This window comes from Bacteroides sp. LFL-34 (genome assembly GCF_027257075.1).
In the GTDB taxonomy this organism is placed as follows: domain Bacteria; phylum Bacteroidota; class Bacteroidia; order Bacteroidales; family Bacteroidaceae; genus Bacteroides; species Bacteroides ovatus.
In genome coordinates this window covers 1-23,982 of sequence record NZ_JAPQKZ010000017.1, presented here as the reverse complement: position 1 = coordinate 23,982, position 23,982 = coordinate 1, and the positions used below count along the sequence as shown (strand labels likewise).

Annotated in this window: 20 protein-coding genes and 1 pseudogene; 7 read left to right on the top strand and 14 right to left on the bottom strand. The window is 40.3% G+C overall.

Going from position 1 to position 23,982, the window contains the following annotated elements; genetic code table 11:
• Positions 1-53: 53 nt before the first annotated feature.
• Both N5O98_RS12150 and N5O98_RS12145 read left to right on the top strand, forming a co-directional pair.
• Complete coding sequence (locus tag N5O98_RS12150) at positions 54-758, top strand: hemerythrin domain-containing protein (protein ID WP_004311871.1); 705 nt, start codon at positions 54-56, stop codon at positions 756-758.
• Positions 748-1,359: a helix-turn-helix transcriptional regulator gene (locus N5O98_RS12145; RefSeq protein ID WP_004300118.1), complete on the top strand. Its 612-nt coding sequence runs from the start codon at positions 748-750 to the stop codon at positions 1,357-1,359. Before N5O98_RS12150 ends, N5O98_RS12145 begins: the two co-directional genes overlap by 11 nt.
• Positions 1,360-1,902: 543 nt before the next feature.
• On the opposite strand, the gene N5O98_RS12140 is transcribed toward N5O98_RS12145, so the two are convergent.
• From N5O98_RS12140 to N5O98_RS12115, 6 genes are all read right to left on the bottom strand, one after another.
• Positions 1,903-2,550: an acyltransferase gene (locus N5O98_RS12140; protein ID WP_004303727.1), complete on the bottom strand. Its 648-nt coding sequence runs from the start codon at positions 2,548-2,550 to the stop codon at positions 1,903-1,905.
• Positions 2,502-3,449, bottom strand: a complete 948-nt coding sequence (locus tag N5O98_RS12135) for a glycosyltransferase family 2 protein (protein ID WP_022199037.1) — start codon at positions 3,447-3,449, stop codon at positions 2,502-2,504. The genes N5O98_RS12140 and N5O98_RS12135 overlap by 49 nt, the downstream gene beginning before the upstream one ends.
• A gap of 11 nt (positions 3,450-3,460) precedes the next feature.
• Positions 3,461-4,618 carry a sugar transferase gene (locus N5O98_RS12130; RefSeq protein ID WP_004311866.1) on the bottom strand — a complete coding sequence of 386 codons (1,158 nt, stop codon included), beginning with the start codon at positions 4,616-4,618 and terminating at the stop codon, positions 3,461-3,463.
• Positions 4,619-4,635: 17 nt separating this feature from the next.
• On the bottom strand, positions 4,636-5,001 hold the full coding sequence (locus N5O98_RS12125) for a response regulator (protein WP_004300114.1): 366 nt from the start codon (positions 4,999-5,001) through the stop codon (positions 4,636-4,638).
• 234 nt (positions 5,002-5,235) lie between these two features.
• Positions 5,236-7,620 carry an LruC domain-containing protein gene (locus N5O98_RS12120; RefSeq protein ID WP_004303725.1) on the bottom strand — a complete coding sequence of 795 codons (2,385 nt, stop codon included), beginning with the start codon at positions 7,618-7,620 and terminating at the stop codon, positions 5,236-5,238.
• A 241-nt stretch (positions 7,621-7,861) separates the two neighbouring features.
• Entirely contained in the window at positions 7,862-8,902 is a 1,041-nt protein-coding gene (locus N5O98_RS12115; RefSeq protein ID WP_004300111.1) for an asparaginase, read from the bottom strand.
• A gap of 208 nt (positions 8,903-9,110) precedes the next feature.
• Here N5O98_RS12115 and N5O98_RS12110 point away from each other — a divergent pair, with 208 nt between their 5' ends.
• Positions 9,111-9,389, top strand: a complete 279-nt coding sequence (locus N5O98_RS12110) for a hypothetical protein (protein ID WP_022199036.1) — start codon at positions 9,111-9,113, stop codon at positions 9,387-9,389.
• Positions 9,390-9,646: 257 nt separating this feature from the next.
• Here the strand turns inward: N5O98_RS12110 and trpA are convergent, their stop codons facing one another.
• Genes trpA through trpB form a run of 7 tightly spaced genes read right to left on the bottom strand, consistent with a single transcriptional unit; the run spans position 9,647 to position 16,171 of the window.
• Positions 9,647-10,417, bottom strand: a complete 771-nt coding sequence (gene trpA, locus N5O98_RS12105) for a tryptophan synthase subunit alpha (protein WP_004303723.1) — start codon at positions 10,415-10,417, stop codon at positions 9,647-9,649.
• A gap of 18 nt (positions 10,418-10,435) precedes the next feature.
• The gene (locus tag N5O98_RS12100; protein WP_004300108.1) at positions 10,436-11,059 is read right to left on the bottom strand and encodes a phosphoribosylanthranilate isomerase; all 624 of its coding nucleotides are present in this window, start codon (positions 11,057-11,059) and stop codon (positions 10,436-10,438) included.
• Positions 11,060-11,085: 26 nt separating this feature from the next.
• The gene (trpC, locus tag N5O98_RS12095; protein ID WP_004311855.1) at positions 11,086-11,868 is read right to left on the bottom strand and encodes an indole-3-glycerol phosphate synthase TrpC; all 783 of its coding nucleotides are present in this window, start codon (positions 11,866-11,868) and stop codon (positions 11,086-11,088) included.
• Between the two features lie 48 nt (positions 11,869-11,916).
• Positions 11,917-12,912 (bottom strand): anthranilate phosphoribosyltransferase, encoded by a 996-nt coding sequence (gene trpD, locus N5O98_RS12090; protein WP_004303721.1) that lies wholly within the window; start codon positions 12,910-12,912, stop codon positions 11,917-11,919.
• Between the two features lie 4 nt (positions 12,913-12,916).
• Complete coding sequence (locus N5O98_RS12085; RefSeq protein ID WP_008651733.1) at positions 12,917-13,483, bottom strand: anthranilate synthase component II; 567 nt, start codon at positions 13,481-13,483, stop codon at positions 12,917-12,919.
• Between the two features lie 45 nt (positions 13,484-13,528).
• Positions 13,529-14,935, bottom strand: a complete 1,407-nt coding sequence (locus N5O98_RS12080; protein WP_022199035.1) for an anthranilate synthase component I family protein — start codon at positions 14,933-14,935, stop codon at positions 13,529-13,531.
• A gap of 48 nt (positions 14,936-14,983) precedes the next feature.
• The gene (gene trpB, locus N5O98_RS12075; protein ID WP_004303719.1) at positions 14,984-16,171 is read right to left on the bottom strand and encodes a tryptophan synthase subunit beta; all 1,188 of its coding nucleotides are present in this window, start codon (positions 16,169-16,171) and stop codon (positions 14,984-14,986) included.
• Between the two features lie 359 nt (positions 16,172-16,530).
• On the opposite strand from trpB, the gene N5O98_RS12070 reads away from it, so the two are divergent.
• Both N5O98_RS12070 and N5O98_RS12065 read left to right on the top strand, forming a co-directional pair.
• Complete coding sequence (locus N5O98_RS12070; protein ID WP_004300101.1) at positions 16,531-16,671, top strand: hypothetical protein; 141 nt, start codon at positions 16,531-16,533, stop codon at positions 16,669-16,671.
• 79 nt (positions 16,672-16,750) lie between these two features.
• The gene (locus N5O98_RS12065) at positions 16,751-17,896 is read left to right on the top strand and encodes an iron-containing alcohol dehydrogenase (protein ID WP_004300100.1); all 1,146 of its coding nucleotides are present in this window, start codon (positions 16,751-16,753) and stop codon (positions 17,894-17,896) included.
• 76 nt (positions 17,897-17,972) lie between these two features.
• On the opposite strand, the pseudogene N5O98_RS12060 reads toward N5O98_RS12065, so the two are convergent.
• Positions 17,973-19,598: pseudogene (locus N5O98_RS12060) on the bottom strand (PAS domain-containing sensor histidine kinase).
• A 337-nt stretch (positions 19,599-19,935) separates the two neighbouring features.
• Here N5O98_RS12060 and N5O98_RS12055 point away from each other — a divergent pair.
• Positions 19,936-21,795 (top strand): SLC13 family permease, encoded by a 1,860-nt coding sequence (locus N5O98_RS12055; protein ID WP_022199032.1) that lies wholly within the window; start codon positions 19,936-19,938, stop codon positions 21,793-21,795.
• Between the two features lie 366 nt (positions 21,796-22,161).
• Positions 22,162-23,871: an LruC domain-containing protein gene (locus N5O98_RS12050; RefSeq protein WP_269495706.1), complete on the top strand. Its 1,710-nt coding sequence runs from the start codon at positions 22,162-22,164 to the stop codon at positions 23,869-23,871.
• Positions 23,872-23,982: the final 111 nt, after the last annotated feature.

Below are 23,982 nucleotides of genomic sequence, written 5' to 3'. Positions count from 1 at the left end.
GTATTTCAGCAAAATATTCCGTTCCTTTGCAGTCTCTAATATAAATAGGTATGATGGATAATTTACAAAAATATAAGCCAACTGATAAGATGATTGATCTCATCAGCGATAATTATTCTTTGTTGCAAGTGATGAGTCGTTTTGGGCTTTCGTTGGGGTTCGGTGACAAGACAGTCAAGGAGGTGTGTGAACTGAATGGAGTAGACTGCCGGACCTTTCTGATTGTAGTCAACTTTATGGCTGAAGGCTTTTCCCGGCTCGATGGAGATAAAGATGATATTTCCATACCTGCATTGATTGATTATCTGCGGCAGGCACATATTTATTTTCTGGATTTTTCTCTTCCCGCTATTCGTCGTAAATTGATCGAGGCAATCGACTGTTCGCAAGACGATGTTGCTTTTCTCATCCTTAAGTTTTTCGATGAATATACACGAGAGGTGCGTAAGCACATGGATTATGAAGAGAAAACCGTATTTAAGTATGTCGATTCATTGATTAAAGGAGTTGCTCCCAAAAACTATCAGATCAGTACATTTTCCAAGCATCACGATCAGGTAGGGGAGAAATTGACAGAACTGAAAAATATCATTATTAAATATTGCCCTGCCAAAACAAATGAAAATCTTTTGAACGCGGCTCTTTTCGACATATATGCTTGCGAAGCCGGACTGGAATCTCATTGCAAGGTTGAGGACTATATTTTTGTTCCTGCTATTCTGAATTTGGAAAGGAGGATTAGGGAAAATGAAAAATAACGAAGTAGTTCGAATAGCTATTGCAGAGACCTCTGTAATTATTCGTGGTGGGTTGACTGCTGCATTGAAGCGTCTTTCTAACGTAAAAGTACAACCAATAGAATTACTGTCTGTTGAAGCTTTGCACGATTGTGTCCGAACGCAATGTCCCGAGATGTTGATTGTCAATCCTACTTTTGGTGATTACTTTGATGTAGCTAAGTTTCGAGAAGAAATATCCGGTAAAAGAATACGTTTAATAGCGTTGGTTACTTCTTTTGTAGATGCTTCATTATTGGGTAAGTATGACGAGTCTATTTCGATATTCGATGATTTGGAAACTCTTTCTAAGAAAATTGCAGGTTTATTGAATGTGGTTTCCGAAGAAGAAGAGATGGATAATCAGGATACGCTTAGCCAGCGGGAAAAGGAAATCGTCATCTGTGTGGTGAAGGGAATGACAAATAAGGAAATAGCGGAAAAGCTTTTTTTGTCGATTCATACAGTGATTACACACCGAAGAAATATTAGCAAAAAATTGCAAATACATAGTGCTGCCGGTTTGACTATCTATGCTATTGTAAATAAGCTGGTTGCATTGAGCGATGTGAAAGATTTATAGCCTGCGGAAGTGTTATAAAATATAAAACCGTTTGCGTACACGAAAAATATTCGTACCTTTGCAAAGCAGTTGAGAAATTGCTGTTAGTTTATAAGGTAAAAGAAAATATTAAATAAGGTATTAGATTAGACAGTTTAAGGTATTAAAAGTTTTTTAGTTTAGTTCAATAGGATAAGTTTTTAGTAGAAGGTAAAAGGATAACAATAGGTAAGACGTTTTTAGGTAAAAAGAAGATTAGTTTTCAGGAAATTTGAGGTACTATGGAAAAGCCTTTAGGCTTTTCTGATGCAGTGGCGAGTGGTTCTATAAAAAGAATTAGCTCGTTTTTTATTTATATGGGATTTAAGTCTGTGGATTGGATTAAGGTAATAAAAAACAAAATCCCGACGAAATCGCTTCGGCGGGACTCTATTTCATTTTTTACTTAAATGTGGCTACGTAATAAAATTATGACTAATTAATTCAATTCTGATACTGCAAAGATAATGCGTTTCAGAATGTGTCACAATCACCTTTATGAGGTATATTCTGTAGCTATTCTCACTATTTATGGTTAGTAGCAGGTGTTTTCTCTACTTTTTTCCACTCTTTAGTCTCGAAATCGTATGTTTTTATGATTCTTGCAGGGCATCCGGCACATATTGAATAGGGTGGGACGGAATGACTGACTACACTTCCGGCGGCCACTACGCAATGTTTCCCTAAAGTTACTCCCGGTAGAATGACCGAATTGGCACCTACCCATACATCATCTTCGATGACAACAGGCAGTGTGCTGACACCTTGTTCGTCAATCATCTTTTCTGCATCCTGATAATTATGGTTGAGTCCTGTGACCGTTACATTCTGTGCCAGGTTGACATGATTGCCAATATTAACCGGACCTATGATTGTGTTTCTCAATCCGATGCGTGTATAATCTCCGATTGTCAAGTCGCCAACTGCATTATTCAGACAAGAGAAGTCTTCGACAACAGAATATTTACCCAAAGAGAATCGGTTGAAAGGAGGGAGGTCTTTGCGTACACTCCGATAGATGACAGAACCCTTTCCGCGTTTCAGGTATATGAAATCGAAGAGCCGTATCCACCAATTAGGGCGAGTTTTAACGGGGTGCATGATAAAACGATGTACAGCCTGTTTTAAGCCGGGGTTTTCTTTAATTCGCTGTTTAAGTGTTTTCTTCTCCATATTGAATGTTTTTTCTTCTTTTTGTCCTCTACCAGATAATCAGGAATTGCCAGGCTATAAGTGATTAATAGACCGAAAAGTGCAATCCACCATCCGAATGATAAGGTCCAATTATATACGGTAATCAACGAAGTCCAAATACTTACGAAGATACATAATTTAAGTGGAGAAGGCGTTAATTGTTGTACGATCCGGTTGCAGAAACTCCAGTTTCCTTCAAATATGGAAGGGAGTAAGTAGGAAGTTGTTTTCCGGATACGTTTACGGTAAGGACAGGCGGGTGCGGACTGGCAATAAACAATCACATCCGGCAAGTAGTCAATGTATATATTCTGTCGGAATAATTTTCGTTCGATATTAGTCTTAGAACTTTTCATGTTCTTTTGCAGCCATTTTAGGTCGATTGCCATATTAGTCCCCAATAAATTGGATGACAGTCCGAATTGTGTATTGCCGGCTCTACAGAGGCTGTTTTTTATTTCCTCACGTATAGCCCGGAAGCGATTACGGATGCCTTTGCGGTTTTCTACTATCGTATGTAGTTGGATGGCTTGTACACCGGCATCATAGGCATTATATATCTTATTCAGGAGTTGCGGAGATAAAGCGCATACTGTATTGGACAGGAAGAGGACCAGGTCGTATCGTTCCTGGTCTAAACTGTTGATTGCCTGATATAGATCGCTGTATGTGATAAACTCGTACTCTTCTTCTTTATACACATCCGGAAGAATACTTCCCTCCGGAACGAGAATGGCGCAACCATATTCCTTTTGAGCCTTCGGGTAGGTGATATGTTTGAAATGTGAGGCTATGGCCATCACAAAGAGGTATAGGAGCAAAAGCCCTGTACAGAAGAATACCAGATCATCTATTATGTAGATATAAGAGTCTATCATCTGGAAGGAGATTATACGTTCTCTTTTTGAATGAATGCAGTAACTGTTTTCAGAATAATCTTTATATCCGACCAGAAAGAGAATGTCTTTGCATAGGTGATATCCAATTGCTTGCGTTCTTCAGCAGAAAGTTTACCGGCTTCGCCTCTTTTCTCTACCTGCCATAAACCGGTCAATCCGGCCGGACCCATGAAACGGTCGATGTGTTCATCGCTTGTCAGCAACTCGGCTTCATAGAGTGGGAGAGGGCGGTTGCCTACTATTGACATATCCCCTTTTAAAATATTAATAAGCTGGGGTAACTCGTCAATACTATATTTACGTATAATACGTCCAATCTTAGTTATTCGAGGGTCATTTTCCAGCTTAACGAAAGCATTGCTTTTTTCCTTGGACTTCTTGTTTATGTAGTCTTCTTCGGAGATTACGAAATCGTCAGATATCAAGAGGATTTCTTCTTCATCGATTTCTTCATTCACTTCCGCTTCCGGTTCTTCTCCCCAAATATCCTCATCTTCCTGCTGATATTGGTTAAGGGCATTGAAATCCTTTAAATGCTTGTCTGCATCAGTATACATCGAACGGAATTTAAGAAAGTCGAATATCTGATAATTACTTCCTACGCGCTTGGATTTGTAGATAATAGGACCCTTACTTTCTATCCGGATAGCTAGTGCAGTAAATATTAAGAGAGGAGAAAGACATAATATCGCCATTCCTGAAAAGAAAATATCAAAGGTTCTTTTCCATAAAGGCAGGCGGAAAGCATTTATATTTTGTGCTTTAAGTTGAAGTGCCTTTATTTTCTGATCTTTTCTTCGTTTAAGGAAAGTTGATAAATCTTTTAAAGCCTCCTGGCTTGTTTCATATTTTATCGTATTGTTGATACCGGCTTTAAGGTATTCGGATGCTTCTTCCTTAGATAAGGAGTCGATAACGAGTACCATATAAAGCCCCGGATACTTTTTACGCATGTATTGGATATCTGCAATATCTTTGGATATGTTCACTTGTTCGAAAAATAGAGCTGCGTCATATTTTTCGCGTATTTTCTCCAATACTTTGACAGCTTTGCTACAATTGGGTGCAGCATAGAATACCCCAATACTTAGTCGGGAGAGTAGTTCTATTGTTTTGCTATCTCTGCCTATATAAACAAAATATTGCATGTGTAGAAGACCCGGTATTAGTCAATAATCTTTTTGATTCGGATTTTGAGTTCCAAAGGGTTGAATGGTTTCAGGATATAGTCTTCTGCTCCTTCTTCCAATAGTCTGATTCTTTCCGTTGTACTTTCCTCACTGGATAACATAACGATAGGAATTGACTTGAATAATTCATTGTTCTTCATGTATCTTAAGAATTCATCCCCCATCATGAGAGGCATACGAATGTCTGAAATAATGAGGTCAGGTACATTGCCTTCATTAAGCCATTCTATTGCTTTGATGGGATCTTCCAAATAGGTAAAATCATACTCTTTTCCTAGATACACACCGGCCACTTTTCCGATTGTCGATTTATCGTCGACTAGTAATATTTTTTTCTTCATACGAATAGACCTTTCTATCGCTTGCTTTGTTATTTGATTTATAGATTAAGATTGTTGTCACATAATATTTGTGATACACTGCAAATATAGATATTATTTTAGAATAATCCCCAATCAGGAGAGTAAAATTCGTGATATATCTTTTTTTTCTATTAATTGCAACTTACAGCATCTTAATGAAAAAACACGGATTCCAGTTTTTATGGAATCCGTGTTAAAGATTAATTGTTAGGCTTATTTATATACTCTTGATGAATCAAAAGTTTTCCACCATTCTTCATTCTTAGTACCGCCACTGGTCACCCAACTTTCGAATAACGAATAAGCTGATTTGATATTCACATATTCCAAAGGCCATTTGAAGTCTGTCGGAACCATGATTCCCCATGCCAGGTTATCTTTGCTGATGTAATATCTCTTACGGGAAGTAGAACTATCGTCGTTGTTGCCTCCGAACAAGTCGGTATTTGCCAACTTAGTTGGTTGATAACCGACAATATGAATCTCCTTACGCTGGTTTCTGTTTCCTTCTACGAAAATGAAAACATTCAGTTTATTGATATTAAGCTCATCCACAGAGATAGGATTGCTGAACTTTATAGTGAAACTGATATTTTTAGGACTCGTATTGGCAGAGTGACCTGCAATCGTATTGATCTGTTCGTAACGGTCTCTTCCCAATGCTTTGTGAGCATCGTCAAATAATGGAATAACCGCATAGTCCTGTCCGTTCTCAATCAGATTACTATTCACATTGAAACCTTTAAAAAGAGAGTTGTCACTGAATTCCACCGGCTGCGTAATGGCACTGGCAGGAACACCGTCCAGCATGATAGCAGCTCCAATACTCTTGGTAGCTCCGGCAGCCGATAAATCAAGACTTAACGTGAACTCTTCTGCCTTATTGCTCTTATTGATGGAGATCTTTCTTTCCTTGATAATCAGAACAAGGTCGTTCATATCGTAATCCCCATATAAAGGCCATTGGTCTTCAAACAGATAAGCATAATTGCGATTATCATCCATGATGATCGGGAACTTAGGATCTTCAGGATCTCCTCCTTCATTTCCACCATTTTTAATTCCTGTACAAACATCGATGATGACTTTAGAGTCTCCCATTTTGGTGAAGTATGCGCCATTCAGTACATGGAAGTTTTCCCACCATTGGTTCTTTTCAACGTGGCTATCACATTCAATAACCAAATTTCCATCATATGTGAAACCTTGTCCGGTGATAACCGGTGATTTTATCATAGAAGTATTTTCGCCTTTTCCATAAAACTTGGCATAACCGGGAGGTATGCTGATACTTGTCGTAGCATCCAGCATAGAACCATCACTTAAATTTACTGTTCCATTAACAAACTCCATTTTAGGAGCTTTCAAATATCCTTGAGTAAAGTTAAACGTCGCTCCGTTGGCATAGAAAGAAGTCGTTGCTTCCATGCTACAAGCGTTGTTGACAGTCGTATTGGTGAGACTGATGGTTGTAAACTTCATGATGTTGTTGTTGGTAGCAACAGCGTCGGAATTTGCAATTAATTTCTCTCCATAAATCTCTCCGTTATTTTCCAAAGAGAAATTAGACGGCAGATTTAATTCTCCTTCCAAACTGATTTTATTGTCATTTACAATTTTCGTATTGGAATTGATTGAGATATTCTTGCTGGTTATGGTTCCTTTGTTGTAGAGTGTTGCACCGGAATGTAGTGTCATTGTGTTCGCTACAGTCAGTGCACCCCAGTTTCTTAATGCAGCAGGCGCTCCATTGGTGAATGATATATCCTCTGCATTCACTTCTCCCTTTTCCATAATGGTCAACATGGAGTTTCTAATGAACGTCATGGTTCCTGATGCTTCAATTTTAGCATTATTCATCACAATGATTTCAATACCGTTTTGGAATTGGAATGTTGCGGGAATCGTCCATTTAGCATCTACATAAACTTTGGTTGCAATTTCACCGTCATAACCGTCAAACTTGAATGTGCCGGCATAGTCAGAGGTGATTTTGTAAGAAGCATCACGCAGCAAAGTGGTTCCTGACATTTCAGTCACTTCTTTTGCATTAGCAGGTATGGAATAGTAATCCGGCTTTTCAAATGAAAGGCCTCTTGTAGCAGCGGCACGACTCATCAACGCTCTATTTTGTGCAGTAGATCCTGCATAATAGAGTTTACAGGTAATATTATCACTGTTTTCCGGCACATCGAACTGATATACCTGTTCACGTCCTCTAGGGTCGGTTTGCTTCACATAAATACCCTTTTGAGTTGGCAGCAGACTGACAGCGGTTGTAAATTTAAAGTTGTTTTCTTTATTAGCTGTCCTTGCAGCGAGCACGGAAGCGCTTTCATTAGTCAAAGGATCTTCTGCATATATTTCAACTAAATAAGCAAATAGTCCTCCTTCTTCATCTTTCACTTCGACCGAGACATTTTTAGTGGTTATCATGTTCCAATCGATATCATCGGGAGCAGCAAAGCCATCTCCCATCGGGTTAGGTGTTTCGTAAGACGGATCATAGAGATCCTTTCCAGAGTCAACACAACTAGACATAGTACCTGCCATCGCTATTGCAATGATGGGTACAAATTGAATTGTTTTCTTCATCATAATGTATTATTGCTTGATTGTTTGTAACCAAATCCATCACAAAAATAACTGCATATCTTTTATTGGAAATGTTTTTTCTGTTATTTTATGGAGTGAAAACAACTATACTTCCGTTTTGGTTCTTCTTTGGCTCTTTTAGGTTTGATTCGGTCTTGATGATGATGAAGAGAAATCCCCTGATTTTCACTTTTATACAACTGTTTAAAATGAAAATCAGGGGGTTACAATAGATGGATTTAACTTAAGACTTGGTGATTTCTCCTATTAAGCAGGAGTTCATTTTATATCGGATATCCTTGTTGGGTAATCCATGTCCCAATAAAAACATGAGCTTTGTTATGGCACATTCGGGGGTACTGTCATATCCACTGATTACACCTGCTTCCAGAAGATGCATTCCTGTTTCGTAACGTCCCATTTCTACTGCTCCGGAGGCACATTGTGTAATGTTGACAATGATAATTCCACGATCGGTAGCTTCCTTTAGTTGGCGGATGAACCATTCTTTTTGCGGAGCATTTCCCGAACCGAAGGTTTTCATGACAACCGCTTTCAATCCCGGAACATGAAGCAGAGAAGTCACGATACTCTCTTGAATGCCCGGAAAAAGCGTTAGAATAACTACATTGGTGTCAAACAGGTAATGCGGCTTTAACGGTTTTGTCGGGTCTGGTTTTCGAATGAGATTAGGCTCATATTTAATGTGGATACCTACCCGTGCCAATGGCGGATAATTGAAAGAGCGGAAAGCATTGAAATTCTCCGCATTGATTTTGGTGGTACGGTTGCCACGCATCAAATGATTCTCAAAGAAAATACAAACCTCCGGAACAATGGCTGTACCATCCGGATTTTTAGCTGCTGCAATTTCGATGGCTGTGATGAGGTTTTCCTTTCCGTCTGTGCGCAAAGTCCCGATCGGGAGCTGGGAACCTGTGAGGATGACAGGTTTGCTTAGATTTTCGAGCATGAAACTTAGTGCAGAGGCAGTGTAAGCCATTGTGTCTGTTCCGTGAAGGATGACGAAACCATCGAAATAATCATAATTGTAATTGATGATCTTTACCAGTTTTGCCCAGTAAGCAGGTTCCATGTCCGAAGAGTCGAGAGGGGGATCGAATTGGTAGGAGGAAATGCGGTAGTTGAATCTTTTCAGTTCGGGGACGTGCTTAAGCAAATGATCGAAGTTGAAATTTTCTAAGGCACCTGTTTCCGGATTCTCTATCATTCCGATAGTCCCACCCGTGTAAATTAACAAAACGGAAGGAGTTTCTGCTCTCATAATTGTTGAATTACTGTTAAAACATTGGCAAAGATACGGATTAAATGCGAATAATGAGTGCTAAACGACGAATTATATAAAGTTGGAAGGACAAGACTATAAAAAATATCTATGTTGCATTTTTGCGATATGTAGTATGAAAAAATGTCCCCATCTTTGGGGCAGGTTGGACGAAGTGTCCGGCTTTAAATAAAAAACGAAAGAGAAAATGAAAAATGACCGGTATTTTCCGTTAGAAATCTGTTTTTGGGCAGGCGACAATTTGAGCGTCATGATGTATCAGACAGGGGGAGTGCAACTTGTAGGGATTTATGTGTTGTTGCTGTATCTGTGTGCAAAGAATGACTACAGCAAATCAGTGGTTAATAGTATGCAAAAACCAGTGGAAAAAAGTGCAGTGGAAAAAAACTCTGAAACGCCGATGGATAAAGGGCAAAAACCGAATGAAACCCAAGAGAGTAGAAGAGAAATATTACTACTGTTGTAAACAACAGCAGCAATATTGGCGAGGAAAGGAAGACTGCTGCTGTTGTTGTTCGGACTTCGGATTCGGTGAATGACAGGGGCAACGAGATTGTCAGCCCACGCCTCGATCCTGTTCAGTCCACGTCTTGTTTTTGTTCAGCTCACGGCTTGTCTCTGCTCGTCCCACGGGTGAAGTACGGCCTCCCCACGGCTTGCAGAAATAGCCCCACGGTTTGCGGAAATAGCCCTGCGGCCTGCGGAAATTTTCATCCGAGGCTCTTACTTCAGGGCTTCTTTCAGTCTGGTAATCGCCTTTTCCGGGTCTTTTTCTTCTTCGAGCAGAGTGACGAACTTACTGCCGATGATAGCTCCGGAAGCGTGTTCGCAAGCTGCTTGGAATGTTGCTTTATTGGAGATACCAAATCCCACCATCAACGGATTGTTCAGATGCATACCTTCAATCTTTTTGAAGTAAGCCCGTTTTTGTTCGTTGAAATCTTGTTGCGCTCCGGTGGTTGCTGCTGATGAAACCATATAAATAAATCCGTCGGTATGTGTATCTATCTCGCGTACCCGTTCTTCGCTGGTTTCCGGTGTGATGAGCATAATCACTCTGATGTTATAGCGTTCGGCAATGATACGATAATGTTCTTGGTAATCACGGAAAGGGAGATCAGGGATAATGACGCCGTCGATACCACATTCCACACATTTACGGCAGAAATTCTCAAATCCGAATTGCATGATTGGGTTTAAATATCCCATAAGCACAAGTGGGATTTTTACGTCCTTGCGAATATCCCGTAATTGTTCAAAAAGAAGTTTTAGAGACATACCATTGCGCAATGCCTGCGTAGCGGCATTCTGAATAACAATGCCATCTGCCATCGGATCACTGAAAGGAATGCCGACTTCAATCATACTCACTCCGTGCTTTTCGAGCGTGCGGATTACATCAGCGGTACCATCCAAAGTAGGAGTACCGGCACAAAAATAAATAGAAAGTATGTCTTTCTTGTTGCTATTGAAAAGTTGATTAATTCTATTCATGACGTTGGAATTTTTAGATTATGATTTTAATTCGTTTAAAAATGTCCGGATACGCTCCGGATCCTTTTCTCCCGGTTTCAATTCAAAACGGCTGTTGAGATCGTATCCGGCAAGCCGGGGATGTTTAAACTCTTTCAGGGCATTGGCACTGTATGAGTTAATGCCTCCGCTCAATAGGAAGGGTACATGTCCATTGTACATATCCAGAATACTCCAGTCGAATTGATTTCCCGAACCACCATACTGTTCGCATTTGGTATCGAACAGAAAAAGATCACAGACTTTTTCGTAGTCATATACCTTTCTCAAATCTTTGGGACGGTCTACTGAAAAGGCCTTGATGATTTTCAATCCAGTGGAATGTAAGGACCGGCAGTATTCCGGCGATTCATTTCCGTGGAGCTGTACATAATTCAGTCCGAAACGATCAGCATACATGCTGATTGTCTGCTTGTCTTCGTTGACGAAAACTCCGACACGCCGGGCATGAATGGGCAAGTAAGCCGGAAGCTCGTAGACATATCGGGGAGATTTAGGATAGAAGATGAATCCCAGCATATCTATGCCTTCGATAGACTCTACGTCCTGTATGTTTTCAGCTTCACGCATACCGCATACTTTGATAATTTTTCCGTTAATCATAGGGCTGTCCGTTTTGAATAATTAGTTTATTGGATTGCTTGCAGGAAATTCTGTAAAGTTTCTCCCGGTTGCTGTGTTTTCATAAATGTTTCACCGATCAGGAATCCACGGAATCCGGCTGCCCGAAGTCGGTTTACTATTTCCGGATCGGAGATGCCGCTTTCGGATACCAATACAGCATCTTGGGGAAGCTGTCCGGCCAAGCGGAAAGAGTTTTCTACATCAGTGAAGAAAGTACCCAGATTACGATTGTTGATTCCTACCATATCTATTTTCTTGTCGATGTATATTAATTCCTCGGAGCTATGAATCTCCAGAAGAACTTCCAGACCTAGTTCATGAGCTTTTTCTGCAAGTTCATTACATTTCTCCGGTTCTAATGCGGCTGCGATAAGAAGTACGGCATCGGCACCGACAATTTTGGCTTGATAAAGCTGGTATTCGTCAATGATGAAGTCCTTCCTAAGAATGGGGATCTCTACCAAAGGGCGTGCAGTGCGGATGTCCTTCAGGCTTCCTCCGAAAAATTTCTCGTCGGTGAGGATGGAAAGGGCAGAGGCTCCTGCTACTGCATAGGAGGGAACAATTTCTTCCGGGCATGCTTCTTCCTTTATCCATCCTTTGGATGGAGACCGACGCTTGAATTCAGCGATAATACCCGATGCAGACGAGGCTAATGCCTGCTTCATAGAACGAGAGGTCGGAACTTCGCTGATACCTTCCTGTAATTGCTCGATGGAGATAGCCTGCTTTTGCAGGTCAACTTCAAATCGTTTGTTTGCTATAATCTCTGATAATATATCTTTCATTGATGTGGGATTATTAATTGTAAATGATGGATTTGCAAAAATAAAACATTAACTGTTCAATTCAATGAATTTTTTTAGGGTAGCTAATGCGCGTCCACTTTCCAATGACTCTTTGGAGAGAGCAATACATTCTTCAATAGTCTTCTCCGGACAAATCACATGGATGGCGAAAGCTGAATTGACTACCACTACATTTTTTTGAGCTTCCGTAGCCGTGTTATTCATGATCTGGTCGAAAATCTTAGCTGCATCTTCCGGTGTTTGTCCACCATCCAGGTCAGTTTCCTTATAGCGGGAGAATCCGAGACTCTCGGGAGCGTAAATCTTTTCATGATCGCTGGTCGCCACTTTAAACTCATTTGTCAGAGAGATTTCGTCATATCCGTCGAGACTATGAACAACGGCAAATTTCGTCTTGCTTTCCTGATAAGTATAGGTATAGAGGCGAAGTAACGGGAGGTTGTAAACTCCTAAAAGCTGATAGGCCGGTAATACCGGATTAACCAACGGACCGAGCATATTAAAGAAAGTGCGCACTGCCAATCCTTTACGAACCGGAGCAACTGCCTTTAATGCCGGATTGAATAAAGGAGCATGCAGATAGGCAAGATTACATTTCTCCATGCTACGGCGCAGTTGATCGACGTCACTGGTGAACTTTACACCGTGTTGCTCCATTACATTACTGGCACCGCTGACTGATGTTGCTCCGTAATTACCATGTTTCACAACCGGGAAACCGGCTCCGGCAACAGTAAAACAGGAAGCTGTAGAAATATTAAATGTATTTTTTCCATCACCTCCGGTTCCTACGATATCTATCGGAGCAAATTCACTTAAATCAACCGGAATACGCATTTCAAGCAATGCATCGCGGAAACCGCATAATTCTTCCACAGAGATATTACGCATCAGAAAGACGGTAATTAAAGAGGCTACCTGTACATCATTATATTTTCCTTGTGCGATGTTCTGTAAAATGGTGCGAGCCTCATCGCGTCCCAAATATTGATGTTCGAAAAGTTTGTATAGAATCTGTTTCATAAGTTTAATCGTTTAAGAAGTTTTTAATAATTTCTTTTCCTTGCGGAGTTAATACTGATTCGGGATGGAACTGAATACCATGTACATTGTAGGTCTTATGGCGGATTGCCATGATTTGTCCTTCCTGACTTTCTGCCGTTATTTCCAGGCAATCGGGAAAACCTTCCCGGCTGACTACCCAGGAATGGTATCTTCCAACAGGGATTTCTTTTCCCAACCCTTCAAAAAGCAAATCCTGGTGAAGGATGGTAATCGGAGTCTGTACCCCATGATATACTTCTTTGAGATTTTCCAGACGTGCTCCGAAAGCTTCGCCGATGGCTTGATGACCGAGGCAGACACCCAGAATGCTTTTGGTCGGAGCATATCTTTTAATAATAGGTAATAGCAGTCCGGCCTCTTCGGGTATGCCCGGTCCGGGAGACAGGATGATTTTATCAAATCGGTCTACTTCATCAAGCTCTATCTGGTCGTTGCGGACTACTTCTACATCTGTAGCCCCTAATTCTTTCACTGCGTGCAGTAGGTTATAAGTGAAAGAGTCGTAGTTATCTAAAAGTAATATTTTCATTTTTATTGTCATTGTAAAATGGTTGTTCAAATACTATCTCTGCTTTCAATTTTTTAATTTGATAGCTAAATCAATCGCCTTTTTCAGTGCTCCCAGTTTGTTGTTCACCTCTTGCAGTTCATATTCATCCTGACTGCGTGCTACAATACCTCCTCCGGCTTGGAACCAGAGTTCATTGTTGCGGCTTACAAAAGTACGGATAGTGATAGCCTGATTTAATTCGCCGTTCAATCCGATAAAACCGATACAGCCACCATAGGCTCCACGATTATGTGGTTCGATTTCGCTGATTAACTGCATAGCGCGTACTTTGGGAGCACCGCTTAATGTGCCGGCAGGAAACGTATCAATAAACGTTTTTATTTTATCTGCGCCCTCATTCAACATACCGCTGACACGGCTTACCAGGTGAATGACATGACTATAATATTGTGGTTCCTTATAGAATAGTACGCGTACATCATGACAATTACGGGAAAGGTCGTTTCTGGCAAGATCAACCAGCATGACATGCTCTGCATTTTCTTTAGGGTCAGCCAATAAAGCTTCTGTCAGTTCCCGGTCTTTTACTACATCTCCGGTACGGCGGGTAGTTCCGGCAATCGGATCGATGTAAGCACGACCATCTTCGATTTTGCAATGTGTTTCCGGTGAAGAACCGAAGATGCGGTATCCTCCGAAATCGAAGTAGAAAAGATAAGGAGAAGGATTGATGCTGCGGAGTGCGCGGTACACTTTGAAATCATCTCCGGCATAAGGTTGGATAAATCTTCTGGAAAGTACGATTTGGAAAACATCTCCACGCATACAGTGCGCGATTCCTTTGCGGACATTGGCTTTATGCTCCTCGTCGGTGATAGTGCTGGTAACGGGACCTGTTACAGAGAAGTTGTAAGAAGCATAATTCCGGTTTTCGATGGCTGCTTCCAGTTCCGGTAAGCCGCTTTCTTCTCCTTCGGACAACATTTCAACGAGTGTCAATTCATTTTTGAAATGATTGAAAACAATGACATACTTATATAATATGTATAGCAAATCCGGAGCGTCATTTTGCTCATCGTGACTTTCTTTCACCGGGATGTGCTCGAAGTATTTCACAGCGTTGAACGTCGTGTATCCGTAAAGTCCACATACATTCTTATTATCCCCGGTCACCTGGAATTGATTGATAAACCGGTTCATGGCCTTTTCTACATGGAAGGTTTTTGTCAGGGGTTCTTCCGTGCGGCTGTTATCGGGATAGTTGGAAGTGACAATGCCGCCGTTTATACCGATACTTGCCAGGGGACAGAGGGCTATAAATGACAAGGAATTTTCTCCGGCATGATAGTCGGAACTTTCCATTAATGCAGATTGCGGATACATGTCGCGCACTTTCAGGTAAATGCTGACAGGAGTATGCATATCTCCGAGCACTTGTTTGCTATGAGTTGTATAATTAAATGTTTTCATTTCTATAATTGCTTGATTATTGATTACGAATGATGGTTTACTAATTACTTATTGCTGTTCATTAAACGATAAATAGGTTTCAATATCTTTGTCTCCTCGTCCTGAAACAGTCAATACAACGATATCTTCCGGTTTGAACTTCAATTTTCTCAAAGCTCCTAATGCATGGGCGGATTCCAGTGCAGGGATAATACCTTCGAGTTTAGTCAGTTCGTAAGCGGCTTCTATTGCTTCGTCGTCATTGATTGCCAAAACGTTGGCACGTCTTTGTGCGGCAAGATTGGCGTGTATCGGACCAATGCCCGGATAATCCAGTCCGGCGGAAATCGAGTAAGGCTCTTCAATCTGTCCGTCTTCGTTTTGGATGACGTAAGTACGCGCTCCGTGGATAATTCCCATTTTACCGAGTTGGATGGTGGCGGCGGTCATTCCGGTTTCTATTCCTTTACCTCCGGCTTCCGCCAGAATGATGCCTACCCGTTCATCATTGATATAATGATAAATCGTTCCGGCAGCATTACTTCCTCCTCCAACGCAGGCTATCAGATAATCCGGATAGTCACGTCCTTCTTTTTCTTGCAGTTGTTTTTTTATTTCTTCGCTGATAACAGATTGCAGGCGTGCCACCATATCAGGATAAGGATGAGGGCCTACGGTAGAGCCGATAATATAATAAGTGTCGGCAGGATGGCAACACCAGTCGCGGATCGCTTCGTTGGTTGCGTCTTTCAAGGTCATGTTTCCGGAAGTAACGGGAATAACGGTAGCTCCCAGCATTTTCATTTTCTCCACATTGATATGTTGGCGTTCTACATCCGTCTTTCCCATATAAACGATACATTCCATATCCATCAACGCACATACGGTAGCTGTTGCTACTCCATGTTGTCCGGCTCCGGTTTCGGCGATGATGCGTTTCTTTCCCATGCGGCGTGCCAGCAAGATTTGTCCGATGGTGTTGTTGATTTTGTGTGCACCGGTATGATTCAGGTCTTCCCGTTTCAGATACAACTTGCAACCATACTTTTCGGAAAGGCGTTTTGCCAGATAGAGTGGGGAAGGACGTCCTACGTAGTCGCGTAATAACTGCTCAAATTCCTTTTTAAATTCTTCGCTTTCAATCACTTCGAGGTACTTGTTCGTCAGTTCCTCAACACATTTGTGGAGGATTTCCGGTACATAAGCACCACCGAATTCTCCGTAATAGCCATCCTGGTCAACTAAAAAACTTTTCATAATCCTATCTATTTTTTATGTTATTATCTAAATCTGTTCGAAAATGGGCAAATAAAAAGAGCCCTGCCGCAAGTTGCGACAGGGCTCTTTCAAATCTGTTATATCTTTAATGAGGTATATACATACGAGCACTGCTCCCTTACGACTGTCGGAGTTGTAACGGGTGCCACCACCAATATGTATTTACTAACATTGTTCTCATTGTCTTTTGTAATTTTATGAGGGCAAATATAGACACTTTGTTTGAAACAGCAAACAAAAAATGACTTTTTTTCTCTTTTGCCTTCATTTTTCTGATATAGAACAATTTTCAACCTGAACTGTTCTTATAAATATTGAATATTTAAACAAAAACAATTATGAAACAGAGAAAAGTTTTAGTAGGTATCGCTATTGCCATTTTCATTATATTATTATTGTATTGGTTATTGGTAGCAGAGGATATGAAACCCTGGTTGTCGGCTATGGTTCCTTCCGTGGCACAACAATTCTTCGCTTGATTCTGACAGGGTTCGGATAAATCATATATCTTTGCAAGGATAGTGACTAATAACCAAAATAATAACAATAGACTAAGATATGGAAAATTTTATTTTTCAAAATCCCGTGAAACTGATAATGGGAAAAGGGATGATTGCTCGGTTGGCTAAAGAAATACCGTCCGACAAGCGTATTATGATTACTTTTGGCGGTGGAAGCGTGAAGAAAAACGGAGTGTACGATCAGGTAAAGGAAGCATTGAAGAATCATTTTACAGTAGAATTCTGGGGAATCGAACCCAATCCTGCCATTGAAACTCTCCGTAAAGCTATTGCTTTGGGAAAAGAAGAGAAAGTAGATTATCTGCTGGCTGTTGGTGGTGGTTCCGTTATTGACGGTACGAAATTGATTTCCGCAGGAATCCTGTATGATGGTGATGCCTGGGATTTAGTACTTGCCGGACGTCCAGTCACTCATACTGTACCTCTTGCCACTGTATTGACTTTGCCCGCTACCGGTTCGGAGATGAATAACGGGGCAGTTATTTCCCGTCGTGAAACAAAAGAGAAATATCCTTTTTATGCTAACTATCCAATCTTCTCTATTCTTGACCCGGAAGTAACTTTTACCTTGCCTCCTCATCAGGTGGCCTGTGGTTTGGCTGATACCTTTGTTCATGTGATGGAGCAATATATGACTACTCCCGGGCAGAGCCGCATTATGGATCGTTGGGCGGAAGGCATTTTACAAACTTTGGTAGAAATAGCTCCGAAAATCCGTGAAAACCAGCATGATTATCAACTGATGGCTGATTTTATGCTTTCGGCTACAATGGCATTGAATGGATTTATTGCTATGGGAGTGTCGCAAGACTGGGCAACTCACATGATTGGTCATGAAATTACTGCTTTGCACGGATTGACACATGGTCATACGTTAGCCATTGTTCTTCCTGCCACTTTACAGGTGCTTCATGAAGAAAAAGGAGATAAACTTTTGCAGTATGGTGAAAGAGTCTGGGGAATTACTTCCGGTACGCGAGAAGAACGGATTGATGAAGCGATTTGTCATACCGAAGAGTTCTTTCGTTCGCTTGGGCTGACTACACGTTTGCATGAAGAGAACATCGGACAGGATACTATTCTGGAAATCGAACGCCGATTCAATGAACGTGGTGCTAAATATGGAGAGAATGGAAATGTAACGGGTGCTGTTGCCCGCAGGATATTAGAGACTGCACTTTAAGTATACTCTTACATTAAAAATATAGGATAAAGAGGATATTGGAACATACTTTTCACAATATCCTCTTTTCTTTTTATTATTTCTCAATTTTCTCTGACCTTGGAATTCTGAACCAGAAGCGAGAGCCTTCTCCTTCTTTAGATTCCACTCCGATAACCCCGCCCAGTCTTTCTACTATGACACGGCAGATGGCTAGTCCGAGTCCTGTCCCTTTAATAAAGGAGTTCAGTTTGACGAAGCGTTCAAACACTTTATCTATCTTGTCAGCAGGAATTCCGATACCTGTATCTTTTACATAAAAGTATATTTCATCTTTGGCTTCTTCAATCCGGTATCCCATTTCGATAGAACCTTTAGGGGTGAATTTCAAAGCATTATTTGTAAAGTTGATGATAACCTGTGATAGACGTATGCGGTCGGTATACATCATGCATTGATCTGCTTTCTCTGTGAATAAGATTTGAATGTTTGGGGAAGAATTCTTTTCTTGCATTTGTCTGCAAATACCTTCCATCAATTCGTTGATATCAGTCTGTGCAAATGTGAATTCCATAGTACCGGCTTCAATTTTAGAAAGATCGAGGATGTCGTCTATTAGTTGCAATAATAAGATATTGTTGCTGGAGATGATTTTTACAAATTCTTTTCTCTCTTCCTCTTCCTCCGTTTGGCAAACCATTTCGGAGAATCCTACAATCGCATTTAGCGGGGTTCGTATTTCATGGCTCATATTAGCGAGAAAGGCAGATTTGAGCCGATTGGATTCTTCGGCTTTTTCCTTTGCTTCCTGCAGCATTTTGTCCATCTTTAATTTTTCAGTGATGTTTTCAAAACGAAGTAATCCTCCAATAATTTCAATTTCCTTTTCATCGCCGAATACAGGTGTTGCGGTCACTTCAAAATCTACATCGTCTACTCTGATGGTATGCCGGATAATTTTGCCCTGTTCGATAGCTTTCTTGAAAGCACATTGTCCACACGGTTCATTACGAAGTGCACTGGTCTGATAGCAAATTTTTCCCGGTATGTATCGTCTGCCTTTTACCAGGCTGGCTATTTGTCTTGTTTCCTCCCATTGTACCCGGTAATTTTTATCAATATAGATAAGGCCGAAGTCGATACTTTTTAGAGCTAGTTTTTGCTTCTTCAATGCTTTTTCCAGTTCTTCCTTGGCGGCAACTAATTCTCTTTCATAATTCTTGAGTTGTGTGATATCCCACCGGGTTGCCAACAGCCATTTCTTTTCTCCTTCCCATGAAATAATAGATTTAACGGCAATAGTATCATGGGTGATTCCATCGGGAGTGGTGTATTTCTCTTCTTTGCGATATACTTTGCCTGCTTGTATGAGTTCTTTGTCGATATGCCGGTATTTTTCACCTCTTTCTTCTCCGTAAATTTCATAATCAGTATGTCCGATGGCCTCTTCACTGCTAATGCCGGATTGAGCGGCTGATTCTTTATTTCAGTAATAGTATCGGAAATCGTTTGTAATATCTTTTACAAAGATGGGGAAAGGAAGGTTATCGAGAATATCAAAGGAGAAACGGTAGGAATGATTGGTCTTTTTAATCGTTTTTTGCAATTTTCGGATTCTATATAGTAAGATGCTGATGACAAGGAGCAAAATAACTACTAGTAAATAATTATAACCCCAATGAACTTCGTTAATCCAATAATTTAACAAATAATTGTTTGCCATAAAATGTTTGATATAAATGAGGTGTAAAGATATGAATTGTTCTTTAACTTTCAAAAAATAATACATAAATATATTGTCTTTCAACATTATATTGTGAGACTGTAATTATATGCGATGAAGAAATAGTGGAGGTATGGTGTCTTGTAGTTCTTGTATGGTATCATATTTTGCTTGATTTCGAGTCTTTTTTCAGAAAGAAAATGTATTAAAATATTAAATGATGTCTCATGAACTAAAATCATTTCTAGTTTGTTTTAATAACGCTGGAGTATTTTCTATTTTTGTTCACCTAAATAAGTTTTGATAGAGTCAAAATAAAACAATCATTTAATTACGTATGCTAATAACCATTATTATTCTCGTTCTTTCGGCTGTCTTTTTCGTGAACGGCAAGGTTCGTTCGGATATTGTGGCACTGTGTGCACTGATAGCCTTACTTATTTTTCAGATATTAACTCCTGATGAAGCACTTTCCGGTTTTTCCAATTCGGTAGTCATTATGATGATCGGATTGTTTGTAGTGGGAGGGGCTATCTTTCAAACGGGATTGGCAAAGATGATTAGTTCCCGTATTCTTAAACTTGCGGGAACCAGTGAGATCCGGTTATTTCTGTTGGTGATGTTGGTGACTTCGGCCATTGGTGCGTTTGTCAGTAACACAGGAACGGTGGCACTGATGCTTCCTATTGTTGTCAGTCTGGCAATGAGTGCCGGTATGAATCCGAGCAGGCTGTTGATGCCGTTGGCTTTTGCAAGTAGTATGGGAGGTATGATGACTTTAATCGGTACTCCGCCGAACCTTGTGATACAAAATACGTTGACTTCTGCCGGACTTGAACCGCTTTCCTTCTTCTCTTTCCTGCCTGTCGGCATTGTCTGTGTGATTGTCGGTACGCTGGTATTGATACCACTTAGCAAATGGTTTCTTTCTAAAAAAGGCCAGAAAGATGATAATAAACGTTCGGGTAAGTCACTGAAACAGTTGGTAAATGAATATGGGCTTTCCAGCAATCTGTTTCGTTTGCAGGTAATAAAAGATTCCCGGCTTTTGGGCAAGACGATTATTGACTTGGATATTCGTCGCAAATATGGTTTGAATATCATGGAAGTGCGTCGTGGTGATGCATCGCAACATCGTTTTCTGAAAACGATTACCCAGAAGTTTGCTGCACCGGACACGATGTTGCAAGCCGAGGATATTTTGTATGTGACAGGAGAATTTGATAAGGTACAGCTTTTTGCAGAAGATTTCCTGCTAGAGATTTTAGGTGACCATGCAACGGAAGAAACTCAAAGCGCAACTAACTCTCTGGATTTTTATGACATCGGTATTGCTGAAATAGTGTTGATGCCAGCTTCTAATTTGATAAATCAAACAATTAAGGAAGCCGGTTTTCGTGATAAGTTTAATGTGAACGTATTAGGAATCCGTCGTAAAAAGGAATACTTGTTGCAGGATTTGGGAAATGAGCGTATTCATAGTGGTGACGTGCTTTTGGTGCAAGGAACATGGAATAATATAGCCCGTCTTAGCAAAGAGGATTCTGATTGGGTTGTTTTGGGACAACCTTTGGCGGAAGCGGCTAAAGTTACGTTAGACTATAAAGCTCCGGTGGCAGCTGCTATTATGGTGTTAATGGTGGCAATGATGGTTTTTGACTTCATTCCGGTTGCTCCGGTTACAGCTGTTATGATAGCGGGTATATTGATGGTGCTCACGGGATGTTTCCGCAATGTAGAAGCGGCTTATAAAACGATTAACTGGGAGAGTATTGTATTGATTGCAGCTATGCTTCCTATGTCTCTGGCATTGGAGAAAACGGGAGCTTCGGAATACATTTCCAATACGCTGGTTAACGGCTTGGGATCATACGGACCTGTTGCGTTGATGGCAGGTATTTACTTTACGACTTCGTTGATGACGATGTTTATCAGCAATACAGCTACGGCTGTCTTACTCGCACCGATTGCTCTGCAAAGTGCCATACAGATCGGAGTAAGTCCGGTTCCCTTCTTGTTTGCTGTGACGGTAGGTGCAAGTATGTGTTTCGCTTCTCCATTCTCTACACCGCCTAACGCCCTGGTGATGCCTGCCGGTCAATATACTTTTATGGATTATGTAAAAGTAGGATTGCCGTTGCAGATTATTATGGGAATCGTGATGATTTTTGTATTACCATTGATTTTCCCCTTTTAGTTTTTAATTTTTATCCTTTTAATAAGGAGATGAAAGAGCTCGGTATTTTGTAGTTGTAGTGCTTTGTAACACTGGATCTTTGTCGTTTAATTGAGAGTTGCATAGAATCTGCAACTCTTTTTTTTGATTGCATATTGCATATTTGTACTTCTAAGCTTTTAATATTCAATAATGTAATAGGTCGTTTTTTATTGGGAGTAATTAAAGCCTTATCTTTTAAAAGATGTTAACCGTAGGTCGAAAAATACAACTTTATCCGTTTCTTATTTGTAAATACAACTATCTTTGTACATTCATTGCTGATTGTTGATTCGTAATGATTTTTATTTTTTGTGCAAATAAAGCAAACTTAAGTATTTAAAGATTATGAAACAAAGCATTGTAAAAATCTTCACTTTTTCGTTGTTAGTATCTTCTATCAGTTTTATTAGTTGCGTTGATAATGAGAAAAATCTGTTTAATGCAGATCAACTGAAACAAATTTACGAAGAAACTTTTCCTGTAAAAAACATCGACTCTGATGGTGATTGGACAATGTCACGAAGTGTAACGGCACATGTGTCAATCAATGGGGATCAAGGAGTAGATTATAAGATACAGATATTTGATGCCGATCCATTAAGCCCGGAAAGTACAGCAAAACTCTTAGCGGAAGGAACTGTCACTCAAAGTATGACTTTGGATGTGGTGATGGATTGCGCAACATCTCTTGATAAAGTGTTTGTTGCGCGTATAGATGAACACAAACGTTATCTGGTCCAACCGACAGCGATTGAAAATGGTACAGTGACAGCGCACTTTGGAGACAAAGGTACGCCAACACGTTCTATATCACGAGCTGTGACGACTAGTATACCAGTCATGGAAGCTCCTTATACAGCCGATTTTATTAGTGCTAAAAAGGCAATTTCTACTGTCATTCAGGCTAATTGGGATCTTTCTGCAAAGTCTGGCTGGGGTGGAAGTTATGGTCAATTTCCTGTTTTTACAGAAAGTGAGCGTTGGTTTAAGATTCAGGAAGGAACTTTTAAAGCTGGATTTAGTGCAACTGGAAATAGAGATGGAGAAATAAGTGCTGTGAAAGTAATCGTTCCTCAAGGAAGCACATGGGTTATAGAGAATAGTAATCAATTTTCTGATATTACAGAAATTATCGTTGAGAATGGTGGAAAGATAGAGATTGCTAAAAATGGGAGTCTGATATTAACGCGGGCTTCTTATATAACTGTGATGCAGGGAGGAAGTATTGTTGGTGACAGAGGTATTCAGATAACAAATAGTTCGGCTGGGCGTACAAACTATAATGCGGGTACGATTGATTGTGACTTTTTGAAAATTGATGGAAGTGGAAACGGAGTTGATTTTGTGAATTATGGAACACTTAAACTGAATTCTTATAATGCTTCTACAAATGGTACGACATTGATAAATCATGGAACCATTGAAGTCGAAAATATAGATGGCAACAATAATACTAATATTAAAAACGGTTGTTATCTGAAAGCTGGAAAATTACAATTTGGTACGCTTGTTATGGGAAATACTTCCGAAGCTATTTGCAAAGAATTGACGGGTAATGGAAATGATAATAATATCGTGATGGAAGCACAATCCATGTTGACTTGTACGGGCAAAGCTAATTTATTCAGAACAGTTACCGGTCCGACACAAGGAACTGCCTTATTAAGAATTCACGAAATAGATAATACTTCCGGTCTGGCTCAATCTGCTTCTAAAGTAAGTAATAATATCATTTGTGAAATAACAGATCAAACATATAAAGGCGAAGCACATTATAACTGGTCTCCTTTTGCATGGCTAGTAAATAAGGGATTACAGCAAGGTGCTACCTATTGTAATCCGGGCAAAGCAGAATTTATACTTCCTGCTGACGGTGACTGTGTTAAAGAAGGGTATAACTCTGATGAAAAACCGGATGATGTAGAAATTCGATATGCAGTTTATTCTTATGCTTTCGAAGATAACTATCCGAAAGCAGGAGATTACGATTTCAATGATATTGTGTTGAATGTAACTTTGCCTGCAGCCGGTAATGATGTGAAAGAACTAAAATAAACACATAGCGAAAAAGTAAATTTGGGTAAAACGTAGCGAATTAGCTGATACAGCGTTCGTTACGCTTTGTTTTTCTATGGGACAGAGCCAACGAAATACCACCTCGAAGCC